The 12,992-nt window shown below is 70.5% G+C and carries 9 protein-coding genes; 1 reads left to right on the forward strand and 8 read right to left on the reverse strand.

The window, feature by feature from the left end; genetic code table 11:
- Positions 1-134: 134 nt before the first annotated feature.
- Together pruA and ACSU53_RS08615 are read right to left on the reverse strand one after the other, a co-directional pair.
- Complete coding sequence (gene pruA, locus ACSU53_RS08610) at positions 135-1,775, reverse strand: L-glutamate gamma-semialdehyde dehydrogenase (protein ID WP_437026108.1); 1,641 nt, start codon at positions 1,773-1,775, stop codon at positions 135-137.
- Between the two features lie 34 nt (positions 1,776-1,809).
- Positions 1,810-2,736 carry a proline dehydrogenase family protein gene (locus tag ACSU53_RS08615; RefSeq protein WP_437026110.1) on the reverse strand — a complete coding sequence of 309 codons (927 nt, stop codon included), beginning with the start codon at positions 2,734-2,736 and terminating at the stop codon, positions 1,810-1,812.
- A 163-nt stretch (positions 2,737-2,899) separates the two neighbouring features.
- Here ACSU53_RS08615 and ACSU53_RS08620 point away from each other — a divergent pair, with 163 nt between their 5' ends.
- Positions 2,900-4,111: a PucR family transcriptional regulator gene (locus ACSU53_RS08620; protein ID WP_437026112.1), complete on the forward strand. Its 1,212-nt coding sequence runs from the start codon at positions 2,900-2,902 to the stop codon at positions 4,109-4,111.
- Between the two features lie 31 nt (positions 4,112-4,142).
- Here ACSU53_RS08620 and ACSU53_RS08625 read toward each other — a convergent pair whose 3' ends face one another.
- The 6 genes from ACSU53_RS08625 to ilvN form a co-directional block, all read right to left on the reverse strand.
- Positions 4,143-5,342 (reverse strand): amidase domain-containing protein, encoded by a 1,200-nt coding sequence (locus ACSU53_RS08625; RefSeq protein ID WP_437026113.1) that lies wholly within the window; start codon positions 5,340-5,342, stop codon positions 4,143-4,145.
- A 145-nt stretch (positions 5,343-5,487) separates the two neighbouring features.
- Positions 5,488-6,771, reverse strand: coding sequence for a hypothetical protein (locus tag ACSU53_RS08630; protein WP_437026115.1), 1,284 nt, complete (start codon positions 6,769-6,771; stop codon positions 5,488-5,490).
- An 81-nt stretch (positions 6,772-6,852) separates the two neighbouring features.
- Positions 6,853-9,105, reverse strand: coding sequence for a transglycosylase domain-containing protein (locus tag ACSU53_RS08635; protein ID WP_437026117.1), 2,253 nt, complete (start codon positions 9,103-9,105; stop codon positions 6,853-6,855).
- Between the two features lie 381 nt (positions 9,106-9,486).
- Positions 9,487-11,076, reverse strand: coding sequence for a phosphoglycerate dehydrogenase (gene serA / locus ACSU53_RS08640; protein ID WP_164337519.1), 1,590 nt, complete (start codon positions 11,074-11,076; stop codon positions 9,487-9,489).
- Positions 11,077-11,340: 264 nt separating this feature from the next.
- Positions 11,341-12,339 carry a ketol-acid reductoisomerase gene (gene ilvC, locus ACSU53_RS08645; RefSeq protein WP_437026119.1) on the reverse strand — a complete coding sequence of 333 codons (999 nt, stop codon included), beginning with the start codon at positions 12,337-12,339 and terminating at the stop codon, positions 11,341-11,343.
- A 118-nt stretch (positions 12,340-12,457) separates the two neighbouring features.
- Positions 12,458-12,982, reverse strand: a complete 525-nt coding sequence (gene ilvN, locus ACSU53_RS08650; protein ID WP_437026121.1) for an acetolactate synthase small subunit — start codon at positions 12,980-12,982, stop codon at positions 12,458-12,460.
- Positions 12,983-12,992: the final 10 nt, after the last annotated feature.

Raw genomic sequence — 12,992 nt, forward strand, 5'->3', positions numbered from 1 at the left:
CCCGCACCGGAGCCGCCGGCCGCGGGGCCCCGGGAGCACCGCGCCGCCGGCCCACCGGCCGGGCCGTCCCGCCCGCGGGCACACGAACGGCCAGGTCGGGGGGTGACCTGGCCCGTTCGCGATCGGAGGGGGCGTCAGCCCATGTGCGGGTACGTGTAGTCGGTCGGCGGGACCAGCGTCTCCTTGATGGCGCGGGTCAGGGTCCAGCGCATCAGGTTCTGCGGCGCGCCGGCCTTGTCGTTGGTGCCGGAGGCACGGCCGCCGCCGAAGGGCTGCTGGCCGACGACGGCGCCGGTCGACTTGTCGTTGATGTAGAAGTTGCCGGCCGCGTAGCGCAGCTTCTCCATCGTGTACGCCGCCGCCGCGCGGTCGTTCGCGATGACCGAGCCGGTCAGGGCGTAGTCCGACACCGACTCCATCTGGGTCAGCATCGCGTCGTACTTCTCGGGCGTGCTGTCGTCGTAGACGTGCACGGCGAGGATCGGGCCGAAGTACTCGGTGCGGAACACCTCGTTCTCCGGGTCGGTGCACTCGATGACGGTCGGGCGGACGAAGTAGCCGACCGAGTCGTCGTAGGAGCCGCCGGCGACGATCGTGCAGGAGGGGTCCTCCTTGGCACGGTCGATGGCGGCCTTGTTCTTGGCGAAGGACCGCTCGTCGATGACGGCGCCGATGAAGTTCGACAGGTCGGTGACGTCACCCATCCGGATGCCGTCGACCTCGGCCGCGAACTCCTCCTTGAAGCCGGAGTTCCAGATCGACGCCGGAACGTAGGCGCGGGAGGTCGCGGAGCACTTCTGGCCCTGGTACTCGAAGGCGCCGCGGGTCAGCGCGGTCTTGAGGATCGCCGGGTCGGCGCTCGGGTGGGCGACGACGAAGTCCTTGCCGCCGGTCTCGCCGACCAGGCGCGGGTAGGTGCGGTACTTCTCGATGTTGTTGCCGACCGTCTTCCACAGGTGCTGGAACGTCTTGGTCGAGCCGGTGAAGTGGATGCCGGCCAGGTCCCGGTGCTCCAGGGCGACCTCGGAGACCTCCAGCCCGTCACCGGTGAGGAGGTTGATGACGCCCTTGGGCAGACCGGCCTCCTCCAGCAGCTGCATCAGCAGCACGGCGGCGTGCGTCTGCGTCGGGGACGGCTTCCAGACCACGACGTTGCCCATCAGGGCGGGCGCGGTGGGCAGGTTGGCGGCGATGGCGCTGAAGTTGAACGGCGTGATCGCGTAGACGAAGCCCTCCAGCGGGCGGTGGTCCAGGCGGTTCCACACGCCCGGCGAGTTCGCCGGCGGCTGCTCGGCGAGGATGCCGCGCGCGTAGTGGACGTTGAAGCGCCAGAAGTCGACCAGCTCGCAGGGGCTGTCGATCTCGGCCTGCTGGGCGGTCTTGGACTGGCCCAGCATGGTGGAGGCGGCGATGGTCTCGCGCCAGGGGCCGGCGAGCAGTTCGGCGGCGCGCAGGATGATCGCCGCGCGGTCGTCGAAGGACATCGCGCGCCAGGCGGGCGCGGCGGCGAGGGCCGCGTCGATGGCGTCCTGGGCGTCCTGCCGGGTGGCGTTGGCGGCGGTGCCCAGGCGCGCCTTGTGGTTGTGGGGCTGCACGACGTCGAACCGGTCGCCGCCGCCCATGCGCTTCTCGCCGCCGATGGTGCAGGGCAGGTCGACCGGGTTGTCCGCCAGCTCCCGCAGCTTCGCCTCCAGCCGGGCCCGCTCGGGAGAACCGGGGGCGTAGCCGTGCACCGGCTCGTTGACGGGGGTGGGGACCTGGGTCACAGCGTCCATGGTGTCCGTAACTCCTTGACTTGAGCGGTGTGTGTCAGCCCTTGGTGATCATGCTGCGTGCGAAGAACCGCAGGTTGGCGGGCTTCTCCGCGAGCCGCCTCATGAAGTAGCCGTACCAGTCGGTGCCGTAGGCGGTGTAGACGCGCATGCGGTGGCCCTCGGCGGCCAGCCGCAGGTGCTCGTCGCTGCGGATGCCGTACAGCATCTGGAACTCGTACTCGTCCGGCTTGCGCCCGGCGACGCGGGCCAGCTCCTGGGCGATGGAGATCAGACGCGGGTCGTGGGACCCGATCATCGGATACCCGTCGCCGTTCATCAGGGTGCGCAGGATGCGCACGTACGCCTTGTCGATCTCGTGCTTCCGCTGGAGGGCGACCCCGGCGGGCTCCTTGTAGGCGCCCTTCACCAACCGTACGCGACTGCCGTTCGCGGCGAGCCTGCGCGCGTCCTCCTCGGTGCGGAAGAGGTAGGCCTGGATCACGCAGCCGGTCTGCGGGACGTCCCGGCGCAGCTCCTCGTGGATGGCGAACATCGAGTCGAGGGTGGTGTGGTCCTCGGCGTCCAGGGTGACGGTGGTGCCGATGGCGGCGGCGGCCTCGACGACCGGGCGGACGTTGGCCAGCGCCAGGTCGTGGCCGCCGGGGAGGGCCTGGCCGAACATGGACAGCTTGACGGACATCTCGGCGCGGGGGCCGAGCTCCAGCGGGGCCAGTCTCCGGATCAGTTCGAGGTAGGCGTCGCGGGCCGCCTCGGCCTGCTCGGGCCGGGTGATGTCCTCGCCGACCACGTCCATGGTGAGTTCCAGGCCCCGGCCGGTGAGCTCCTCCACGACGGGCAGGACCGCGTCGACGGTCTCCCCCGGGATGAACCGGTCGACGACCTGCTTGGTCACCGGCGCCGCCGAGATCAGCCGACGCATCCGGTCGCTGCGCGACGCGGCGAGAATCACGGGACCCAGCACGGGGCACCTCCAAGCACCTGCACCTGACGGCCGTCACCCGTTCCTTCGGGTACGGCACGGAGAACCACCGTGAAACCTATGGAGTCCCCCGATCGTCGGCCATCGACAGCTGTCACGCATCCGTGCCGGGGATCTCAGACATCTGTATGAAGGACGGGCCGGGGTGCGGGACAATGCCCGGGTGACGACGTCGGGACACAGGGGTGACTACCAGGAGCTCGTGGACGAGATCTCCGAGCTGCTCGGCGCCCCGGCGACCCTGGAGAGCAGGGACTTCGAGCTGATCGCCTTCGGCGTGTACGACAGCGAGGGCGACCTCGATCCGTCCGCGCTGGACCCGGTGCGCACCCGTTCGATCCTCACCCGCCGTTCCACGGCCGCCGTCCGCGCCTGGTTCGAGGGCTTCGGCATCACCCGCGCCACCGGCCCGGTCCGCATCCCGCGCACCCCGGAGGCGGGGGTGCACCGCGGGCGCATCTGCCTGCCGGTACGCCATCGGGGTGCGGTCCTGGGGTACGTGTGGCTGCTGGAGGACGACCCGGGCCCCTCGGACCGTCAGCTGGACGCGGCCATGCGGGTGACCGCGCGCATCGGGGCGCTGCTCGCCGACGAGGCGCAGCACGGCGCGGACCTCACCCGCGAACTGCGGGCGGTGCTCACCGCGGAACGCGACTGGCAGCACGACATGGCCGTCGCGGAACTGCGCACCGCCCTGGGGCCCCGGGCGGACGGGCCGCACACCCTGGTCTGTGTGGCGCCCTGGCCGTCGGCCGCCGCCGAGGACGCGCCGTCGGTGCGCACCGTGCCGGGGGCGACGGCGCTGTGCACGCTGCCCCGGGGCACCGGGGACCTGGCCCTCGCCGTGCTGCTGCGGCTGCGCGCCACGGACGCGCTGACCCCGGCGGCGACCGCCGCGGGCCGGCTGCTGGAGCGGGCCCGCGAGGCCGGTCCCGGCGGCCGGGGAACGGCGGCCGCCGGGATCGCCGGTCCGCGCACCGGCCTGGCGGAGCTGGGCACGGCCTGGCGGGAGGCCTCGGCCGCGGCCCGGGCGGCGCTGGCCGAACCCCGGCTCGGCCCGGTCGCCCGGTGGGACGCGATCGGCCCGTACCGCCTCCTGACCGCGCTGCCCGCGCGGGCGGCCCACGACCCGGTGGCCGGACGGCTGCTGTCCCCCGCCCACCGGGAGCTGGCCCGCACCGCCGAGACCTACCTCGACCTCGCGGGCCAGGCCGGGCGGACCGCCGCCGAGCTGGGCATCCACCGCCAGACCCTGTACTACCGGCTGTCCCGCGTGGAACACCTCACCGGCCTGGACCTGGACGACGGCGAGGACCGTCTGCTGCTGCACATGGTCCTCAAGTCCGCCCGCCTGTGACCCTCCTTCCGTACGTGTCCGCCGGCCGCGCTCAGGTGCGGTAGGCGTAGTACGCGGCGTTCGGGTACGAGGCGATGATGCTCGCGACCGACCGGCGCAGCGTGTTGGTCGAGTGGTACGTCAGGTACGGCACGCCCTGGGCGCTGCGGTGCGTCACGATCATCGTGTGGTCCTTGGACCCGTCGCGGTCGAAGTCGACCTGGAGCACGTCACCGACGTCCATCTGGTACACGTTCGCGAGGCTGGTGGCGCGTTCGGAGTTCAGGGCGAACCACGACCACTCGTTGACCCCCACGAACGAGTGTGACTGGATCTCGTTGTTGCCGAACCAGCGGGTGTAGTCGTACACATAGCCCGGCACGTGCTTCCAGCCGCCCGCCTTCAGGGCCTGGCTGACGAAGTTGGTGCAGTCGCCGCCCGCGCCCCGTCCGTCGAAGCTGGGGTAGTCCGGGTTGTAGTCCCGCCAGTGCTTCTCCGCGTAGGCGGCCATGGCCTTGTAGTCGTACTCACCGCCCGTCAGGTTCTTCGGGGCGGCCGGGGCGGGCCGGGTGATCTCGGCGCGCGGCGACGACGGCGTGGTGTTGGCGGCCGCCTTGGTGGACGGCGTGGGGCTCGGCGTGGTCTCGACCGTCGGTGCGTCCGGCTGGTTGACGGCGAGCTGGTCGTCCGCCGCCTCATGGATGCCGGTCAGGCGCCACTGGCCCCGCCGGTCGGCCTGGAAGGTCAGCTCGTGCTGGGACTGGAAGCCGGTGGTCCTCGGCTCGTCCCCCCGGACCTTCTTGTACGTCAGCGTCGTCGTCTCGGTGACGGCGACGACGGCCTTGCGGCCGTTCACCCGGGTGCGGTCGAGGGTGACCTTGGTGTCGGCCTTGCTGTACTTCTCGCCGTGCCGCGCGAGCCGTGCGCGGCGGTCGGTGAGCCGGTCCAGCGCCTTGCCCTCGGCCCGGGCCGTCCCGGAGGACAGCGCGACCCGGCCGGAGAAGCCGTCGGATATCTGCTTCTTCCTCTTGCCCGGCCGGTCGACCAGGGCGTTGGTGCGGTCGGTGAAGACCGCGTCCGCCAGCCGCTGGAACGTGGCCTTGGTCCGGGCGTCCACCTCGGGTTCGGCGGCCTGGGTGGAGGCGCCGGCGCTCCAGACGGGAAGCATCGCCGCTCCCGCGACGGCCGAGACGGCGGCCGCTGTGATCACGGTCGCGCGACGCCGCGTGCGGCGCAGCTTTCTTGACTTCACTGAAACTCCCCTCTTCCCGGCGGAAGATGCCGGTGTGAAGCGGAGTCTCGCATGTCATGTGTGGCTGCTGTGAAGGGGGTGGCGCCTTTGCCCGTACGGGAGTTACCCGACCGTCACCTCCGGCCGCGGGCGCCGTCCGCCCCGGTCACTTGACGACCGTGGACCAGTCCGGGGACTGCGCCGGATCCAGGTTCCGCAGCCGCTGCAGGGTGGCCGGATCCTGCATGTCCATCCAGTCCGCCAGCTCCTTGAACGTGACGCACTCGACGTCCTTCTTGGGGCAGACGTTCTTGATCACCTCTTCGACGGCCTTCATGTAGATACCGCCGTTCCACTCCTCGAAGTGGTTGCCGATGAACAGCGGCGCGCGGCTGCCGAAGTAGACCCGGTTGAAGCCCGCCATGTACGTCTGGACGGTCTCCTGCTGCCACTTCGGGTACATGGCCGGGTCGCCGTCGGTCTCCCCGTCGGACTGGTTGTAGAGGAAGTTGAAGTCCATGGACAGGCCCTGGTACTTGCCGCCCTCGTACGGGAGCATCTGCAGCGGGAAGTCCCAGATGCCGTCCTTCTTCACCGGCCAGATCTGGAAGTCACCGGCGGAGCTGGCGTCGTAGCGCCACCCGTAGTCCTTGGACGCCTTCATCAGGTTGGCCTGGCCCTCCAGGCACGGGGCACGGCCGCCGGTGACCTCCTTTTCGATGTCGAAGGGCAGGGGATCGAGGTCGGTGAAGCCGGTGTTGGTCTTCCACTTCTTCACGAAGTCGAAGAACTGGTCGATCTCGCTGCGCCACTCGTCGACGCTCCAGTCGCCGCCGCCCTTGGTCCCGCAGAAGTGGCCGTTGAAGTGGGTGCCTATCTCGTGGCCCTCCTTCCAGGCGGCGGAGAGCTCCTGCAGGGTGGTGCGGATGTGCTCGTCGGTGGGGAAGCTGATCGCGGCGCTGCCGGCCGGGTGCTGCGGCGGGTCGTACAGGTGCCGCTTGTTCTTGGGCACGAGGTAGATGCCCGTGAGGAAGAAGGTCATGCGCGCGTCGTACTGCTTGGCCGTCTTGCGGAAGTGCGAGAAGAGGCCGTCGTCCCCCTGGAGCGCGCCGTCCCAGGAGAAGACCACGAACTGGGGCGGTTTCTGGCCCGGCTTGAGCCGTTTCGGCTTGAAGTGGTTCTTCTGCGGGCCCGTGTAGGAGGTGGACCCGTCACCGATCACCTTGACCTCGCCGTCCCACTCCGGCTCCTCGGGAGCACCCTGGCCCGACTTCCTCGGTTCCTTGGCCTTGGCGGACCCGGTCGGGGCGGTGCTGTCGTTGCCGGAGAGCGTCAGATAGGCGACCACGAGGGAGGCGACGACGAGGAACGCCGTCAGCCCGAGAAGGTGTCGGCGGGCGGGGCGGCGGGGTTCTCTGGCCTTGCGGCGGCGGCCCGACGGCTGCTTCATCAGTGGCACGACCTCTGTGAGACGGAAGGGCGGGTGGCTGGCGGACAGGAGGGCTGGGTGCGGTGCTGCCGCACCGGTGACTCAGTCACCGATCCCGAGGGCCTTGGACCAGATGCCGTACGGGACGCTGCCGGACGGCTTGCCCCCGAGCCCCTTGAGCGGCAGCGGTTCGAGGCTCTCGGCCAGGTCGATGCGGTACACGACGACGGCGGTCGTCTCCTTGCCCAGGTTGCCCACGTACCAGGCGGCGGTGTCGTCCTCGGTCGTCCCCACCTTCCCGGCGGCCTCGGCGGGGCCGCCCGGGTGCGCGACGCGATGGCCCTCGGCCAGGGCCGCCTGGACCTGACGTGCCGTGTCGGCGCTCACCGCGCGGCGGACGGCGGGCCGGGAGAGGCCGATGGTGTGGCCCCCGCGGGTGACCTTCCGCACCGAGTACGGCTCGGTGTGCACCCCGTCGGCGACGAACGTGGCGTAGCCGCTGGCCATGCGGATGGCGCTGGGCGTGGCGCTGCCGTTCGCGAGTGCGGGCACCTGGGCGCCCATGCTGGAGGGCAGCAGTCCCGCCGCCACGGCGGTGGACCGCACCTTCGCCAGCCCGGTGTCCATGCCCAGTTGCATGAACGGGGTGTTGACCGACAGCGCCAGGGCCTTGTGCAGCGAGATCCGGCCGTAGGACTTGCCGCCGTCGTTGCGCGCGGCCACCTTGCGGCCGCTGCGGTCCCAGTACGGGCCCTCGGGCGTGGTGACGGGGACACGGTCGTCGCCGTTGTAGAGCGTCTCCCCGCTCACCGGCGTGGGCTCCCCGTCCCGGCTGGTGCGCACCCCGTGTTCCAGGCCGGCCGCGTACACGAACGGGTGGAACGCCGACCCCGCGGGCACGGTGGTCGCGTTGGACTCGTTGTAGCCCTGCTTGCGGTGGTCCGGGCCACCGTGGACGGCGAGGATCCTGCCGTCGGCGGCCACCGTGGCGGCTCCGTAGTGGGCGTCGGCGGCCGGCTTGGGGTGGTCCTTGCGGCCCTTCTTCCGTGCCTCGACCACCGCGTCGGTGAGCTGGTCCTCGCGCTTCTTGTCGAACGTCGTGTAGATCTGGTAGCCGCCGAGGTCGAAGTCCCGCTCGGAGATGCCGGCGGTCTTCTTCACGTACTGGGAGGCGAGTTCGACGAGGTAGTCGCTCTGCTCACCGGTCGCGTACAGCGGATTGCGCTTCAGCGGTTCGGGGAACTTGCGGTACTTGTCGCGTTCCTCGGGCGACAGCTTGCCGATCGTCACCATCCGGTCGAGGATCCACGTCCAGCGTTCCACCGCCCGGTCGCGGTTGGCCGAGCTGAGGGTCGGGTCGTACAGGCCCGCGCCCTTGAGCAGCGAGGCCAGGAGCGCGGCCTCGCTGGCGTTGAGGTCCTGGACCTCCTTGCCGTAGTAGGCCTGTGCGGCGCGCTGGATGCCGTAGGTGCCGCGGCCGTACCAGCTGGTGTTGAGATACCCCTCCAGGATCTCGTCCTTGCTCATCTCGTTGTCGAGCTTGAGCGCGATCATCGCCTCCTTGAACTTGCGTCCGAGGGTGCGGTCCTGGTTGAGGTAGACGTTCTTCACGTACTGCTGGGTGATGGTGGACCCGCCCTCGGTGTCGCCCTGCCCGAAGGTGCGCAGGAAGGCACGCGAGATGCCCTTCACCGAGATGCCGGGGTCGCTGTAGAAGCTGTCGTTCTCCGCGGCGAGCACGGCCCAGCGGACGTCCTCGGGGATCTCCTCCAGCGGCATGGCCTGCCGCTGCACCCACCCGGTCCGGGCCAGCGGGGTGCCGTCGGACCAGAAGTAGACGTTGTCCTGCTGGGTGGCGTGGGTGTTGAGGTCCTCCGGGATGTCGGTGGCCGCGTAGGCGACCACCATGAACAGGGTGCTCAGGCCGAAGGAGGCGAGGAAGCCCACGAGGGACTGCCGCCGGGAGGGGATCCAGCGGCGCCACCCCGTGCGCCCCGGCCGGGGGTAGTGCGGGCGCAGCCGGCGGAGGTGGGGGCCGAGCAGGGCCACCACCGGTGCGAGGACCGGCTCCAGCCGGGCCGCGACGGGACGGAGGGCGGAACGCAGACCCCCCGCGCGGGAGGCAGCGGACTTGCGGGCCGCCCGGCGCGAGGAACGGGGCTCGGACGGGACCCGTTCGGGTATCCCGCCCTCGGGTATGCCTCCCTCGGGCACCCGCAGCTGCATGGTCTCGTCGGCGGCGGCACGGAGTTGGTCGACTCGTAGCTGCACCGTGGCATCGGGCGGGGGCGGCAGCGACTCGCCGTCACCCCGCTCCCCGTCCTGCCGTCCGTCCCCCCGACCGACCCGGGCCATGCCCGTCCCTCCCTCCGCACATCGCGCGGACGGCTCAGCAACCGCACGAAGATACGAGAACCGGGGATCACAGCCGCGGCGTCGGCCGCATCCCCCGCTTCCCCCCGTTTCATGAACATCACAGTGCACACGAAATTACCAACATACTGACCATACAAGTTGGACGAACGTGCGAACGGAGTGACGTGGCGAGGCTCTCATCACGGACGCCGCGCCTCCGGCGGAGGGAACCGGCGCCGGTGGGCCGGGAATGCCCGTGCCTGCGCCCGGATGTCCGGACACGCCGAGCGCCGGGCGGGCCGACTCGGTCGGCCCGCCCGGCGCTCGCGGGGAGGAACGGGACGGCGCGGGCGCGAAGTCCGCGCCCGCGTCACCGCGGGATCAGACGAGGTTGACCGAACGGGCCGACGTGGCACCGATCTCGGCCGCGGCCTCGGCCAGCACCCCGGCCGGGACCGTGTCGTCGACCGTCAGCACGGCCAGGGCCTCGCCGCCGACCGTGGCACGGGCGACCTGCATGCCGGCGATGTTCAGGCCTGCCTCGCCGAGGATGCGGCCGACGGTGCCGACGACCCCCGGACGGTCCTCGTAGCGCAGCACCAGCATGTGGTCGGCGAGCGCGAGGTCGACGTCGTACTCGCCGACGGCCACGATCTTCTGGACGTGCTTGGGACCGGCCAGGGTGCCGGAGACCGACACCTCCTCGCCGTCGGCGAGGGTGCCGCGCACGGTCACCACGTTGCGGTGGTCGGCCGACTCGGAGCTGGTGGTCAGGCGGACCTCGACCCCGCGCTCCTGGGCGAACAGCGGCGCGTTGACGTAGGACACCGTCTCGTCGACCACGTCCTCGAAGACGCCCTTGAGGGCCGACAGCTCCAGCACCTTCACGTCGTGCTGGGTGATCTCCCCGTACACCTCGACGTCGAGGCGGACGGCGACCTCACCGGCGAGCGCGGTGAAGATGCGGCCGAGGCGCTCGGCGAGCGGCAGGCCCGGCTTGACGTCCTCGGCGATGACCCCGCCCTGCACGTTCACCGCGTCCGGGACCAGCTCACCGGCGAGGGCGAGGCGCACCGAGCGGGCCACGGCGATGCCGGCCTTCTCCTGGGCCTCGTCCGTGGAGGCACCGAGGTGCGGGGTGCAGACGACCTGGTCGAACTCGAACAGCGGGGAGTCCGTGCACGGCTCCTTCGCGTACACGTCCAGGCCCGCGCCGGCGACCCGGCCCTCCTTGAGCGCCGAGTACAGCGCCTCCTCGTCGACGATGCCGCCGCGGGCGGCGTTGATGACGCGCACGCTCGGCTTGACCTTGCGCAGCGCCTCGTCGCCGATCAGGCCGAGGGTCTCGGGGGTCTTCGGCAGGTGGACGGTGATGAAGTCGGAGACCTCCAGCAGCTCGTCCAGCGACAGTACCTTGACGCCCATCTGGGCGGCCCGTGCCGGCTGCACGTAGGGGTCGTAGGCGACGACCTTCATGCCGAAGGCGGACATCCGCTGCGCGACGAGGGCGCCGATGCGGCCGAGACCGACGACGCCGAGGGTCTTCTCGGCGAGTTCGACGCCCGTGTACTTGCTGCGCTTCCACTCGCCGTTCTTCAGGGCGGCGTTGGCCTGCGGGATGTTGCGCGCCGTGGCGACGATCAGACCGCAGGCGAGCTCGGCGGCCGTCACGATGTTCGACGTGGGGGCGTTGACGACCATCACGCCGGCCTTGGTGGCGGCGGAGACGTCGACGTTGTCCAGGCCGACCCCGGCGCGGGCCACGACCTTGAGGCGGTTCGCGGCGGCGATCGCCTCGGCGTCGACCTTGGTGGCCGAGCGGATCAGGATCGCGTCGACCTCGGCGATGGCGGGCAGCAGCTCGGCGCGGTCGGCGCCGTTGCAGTGCCGGATCTCGAAGTCCGGACCGAGGGCGTCGACGGTGGCGGGCGACAGCTCTTCAGCGATGAGTACGACGGGTTTCGAGCTCACGTGAGTCCTCACAAGTCCCAGTGCGGACGGCCGTCCCGACGGCCGCAGGCGGTGAAGAAGTGCTAGCCGCGTGGAAGACGCACGACGCTGTGGGCCTGACGCGTATTAATGCAGCAGTGTAGTGGCGCCGAGGGCGCGTCCTACGCCGCTTCGGAAGGATCACCCGTCCGTGGCAGGACGGGACGGACAACGCCGTACACCGACGTTACCCCGGGTTCGGCCGGCCGGGACCGGAGCGGTGCGCCCCGGTCCCGGCAGGGCGCCTCACGCCTCCTCGTCGACCCAGCTCATGAGCTTGCGCAGCTCCTTGCCGGTGGTCTCCAGCAGGTGCTCGGAGTCCTGGTCCTTGTACTCGTTGTACTTCTTCAGACCGCCGTGGTACTCGTCCATCCACTGCTGTGCGAAGGTGCCGTCCTGGATCTCGGCGAGGACCTTCTTCATCTCGGCCTTGGTGGCGTCGGTGATGATCCGCGGGCCGGTGACGTAGTCGCCCCACTCGGCGGTCTCGGAGATCGACCAGCGCATCTTCTCCAGGCCGCCCTCGTACATGAGGTCCACGATCAGCTTCAGCTCGTGCAGGCACTCGAAGTAGGCGATCTCCGGCTGGTAGCCGGCCTCGGTCAGGGTCTCGAAGCCCGCCTTGACCAGCGCGGCCGTGCCACCGCACAGGACGGCCTGCTCACCGAACAGGTCGGTCTCGGTCTCCTCGGTGAAGGTCGTCTTGATGACGCCCGCGCGGGTGCCGCCGATGCCCTTGGCGTAGGACAGGGCCAGCTGGAAGGCGTTGCCCGAGGCGTCCTGCTCGACGGCCGCGATGCACGGGACGCCGCGGCCCTCCTCGTACTGGCGGCGCACCAGGTGGCCGGGGCCCTTGGGGGCGACCATGCAGACGTCGACGCCCGCCGGGGGCTTGATGAAGCCGAAGCGGATGTTGAAGCCGTGGCCGAAGAACAGCGCGTCGCCGTCCTTCAGGTTGGGGGCGATGGTCTCCTCGTAGACCTTGGCCTGGATCGGGTCCGGGACGAGGATCATGATGACGTCGGCCTCGGCGGCGGCCTCGGAGGGCGTCACCACGCGCAGGCCCTGCTCCTCGGCCTTGGCCTTGGACTTGGAGCCCTCGTGCAGACCGACGCGCACGTCGACGCCGGAGTCGCGCAGCGACAGGGCGTGGGCGTGGCCCTGGCTGCCGTAACCGATGACCGCGACCTTGCGGCCCTGGATGATGGACAGGTCGGCGTCGGCGTCGTAGAACAGCTCGGCCACTTTGGGTTCTCTCCTTGAGTGCAGGTGTTGCTCCCACCGTATGACGGCGGGGGGAAGGGGCGGTTCGGAGTCTCGGAATACGGGCGGCCGTGTCGCGGGCGGCCGCCCGTTCCCGGTCTCAGGCCGACCGGTCGAGAGCGCGCAGCGACCGGTCCGTGATCGAACGGGCACCGCGCCCGATCGCGATCGTGCCGGACTGCACGAGTTCCTTGATGCCGAAGGGCTCCAGCATCTTCAGCATCGCGGACAGCTTGTCGCTGCTGCCGGTGGCCTCGATGGTGACGGCGTCCGGGGAGACGTCGACGGTCTTGGCGCGGAACAGCTGGACGATCTCGACGATCTGGGAGCGCGTCTCGTTGTCGGCGCGCACCTTCACCAGGACGAGTTCGCGCTGGACGGCCTGGCCGGGCTCCAGCTCGACGATCTTCAGCACGTTGACCAGCTTGTTGAGCTGCTTGGTCACCTGCTCCAGCGGGAAGTCCTCGACGCTCACCACGATGGTGATGCGCGAGATGTCGGGATGCTCGGTGACACCGACGGCGAGCGAGTCGATGTTGAAGCCGCGGCGGGAGAACAGGGCGGTGATCCGCGCCAGGACGCCGGGGGTGTTCTCCACCAGGACGGAGAGCGTGTGCTTGGACATGATCTGCTTC

This window comes from Streptomyces sp. enrichment culture, from assembly GCF_964273255.1.
Lineage (GTDB): Bacteria > Actinomycetota > Actinomycetes > Streptomycetales > Streptomycetaceae > Streptomyces.

Bases quoted from the DNA above. Each gene is read 5' to 3' on its own strand.
- pruA (WP_437026108.1), bottom strand. From the start codon at position 1,775: ATGGACGCTGTGACCCAGGTCCCCACCCCCGTCAACGAGCCGGTGCAC.
- ACSU53_RS08630 (WP_437026115.1), bottom strand. From the start codon at position 6,771: ATGAAGCAGCCGTCGGGCCGCCGCCGCAAGGCCAGAGAACCCCGCCGC.
- ACSU53_RS08635 (WP_437026117.1), bottom strand. From the start codon at position 9,105: ATGGCCCGGGTCGGTCGGGGGGACGGACGGCAGGACGGGGAGCGGGGT.
- ilvN (WP_437026121.1), bottom strand. From the start codon at position 12,982: ATGTCCAAGCACACGCTCTCCGTCCTGGTGGAGAACACCCCCGGCGTC.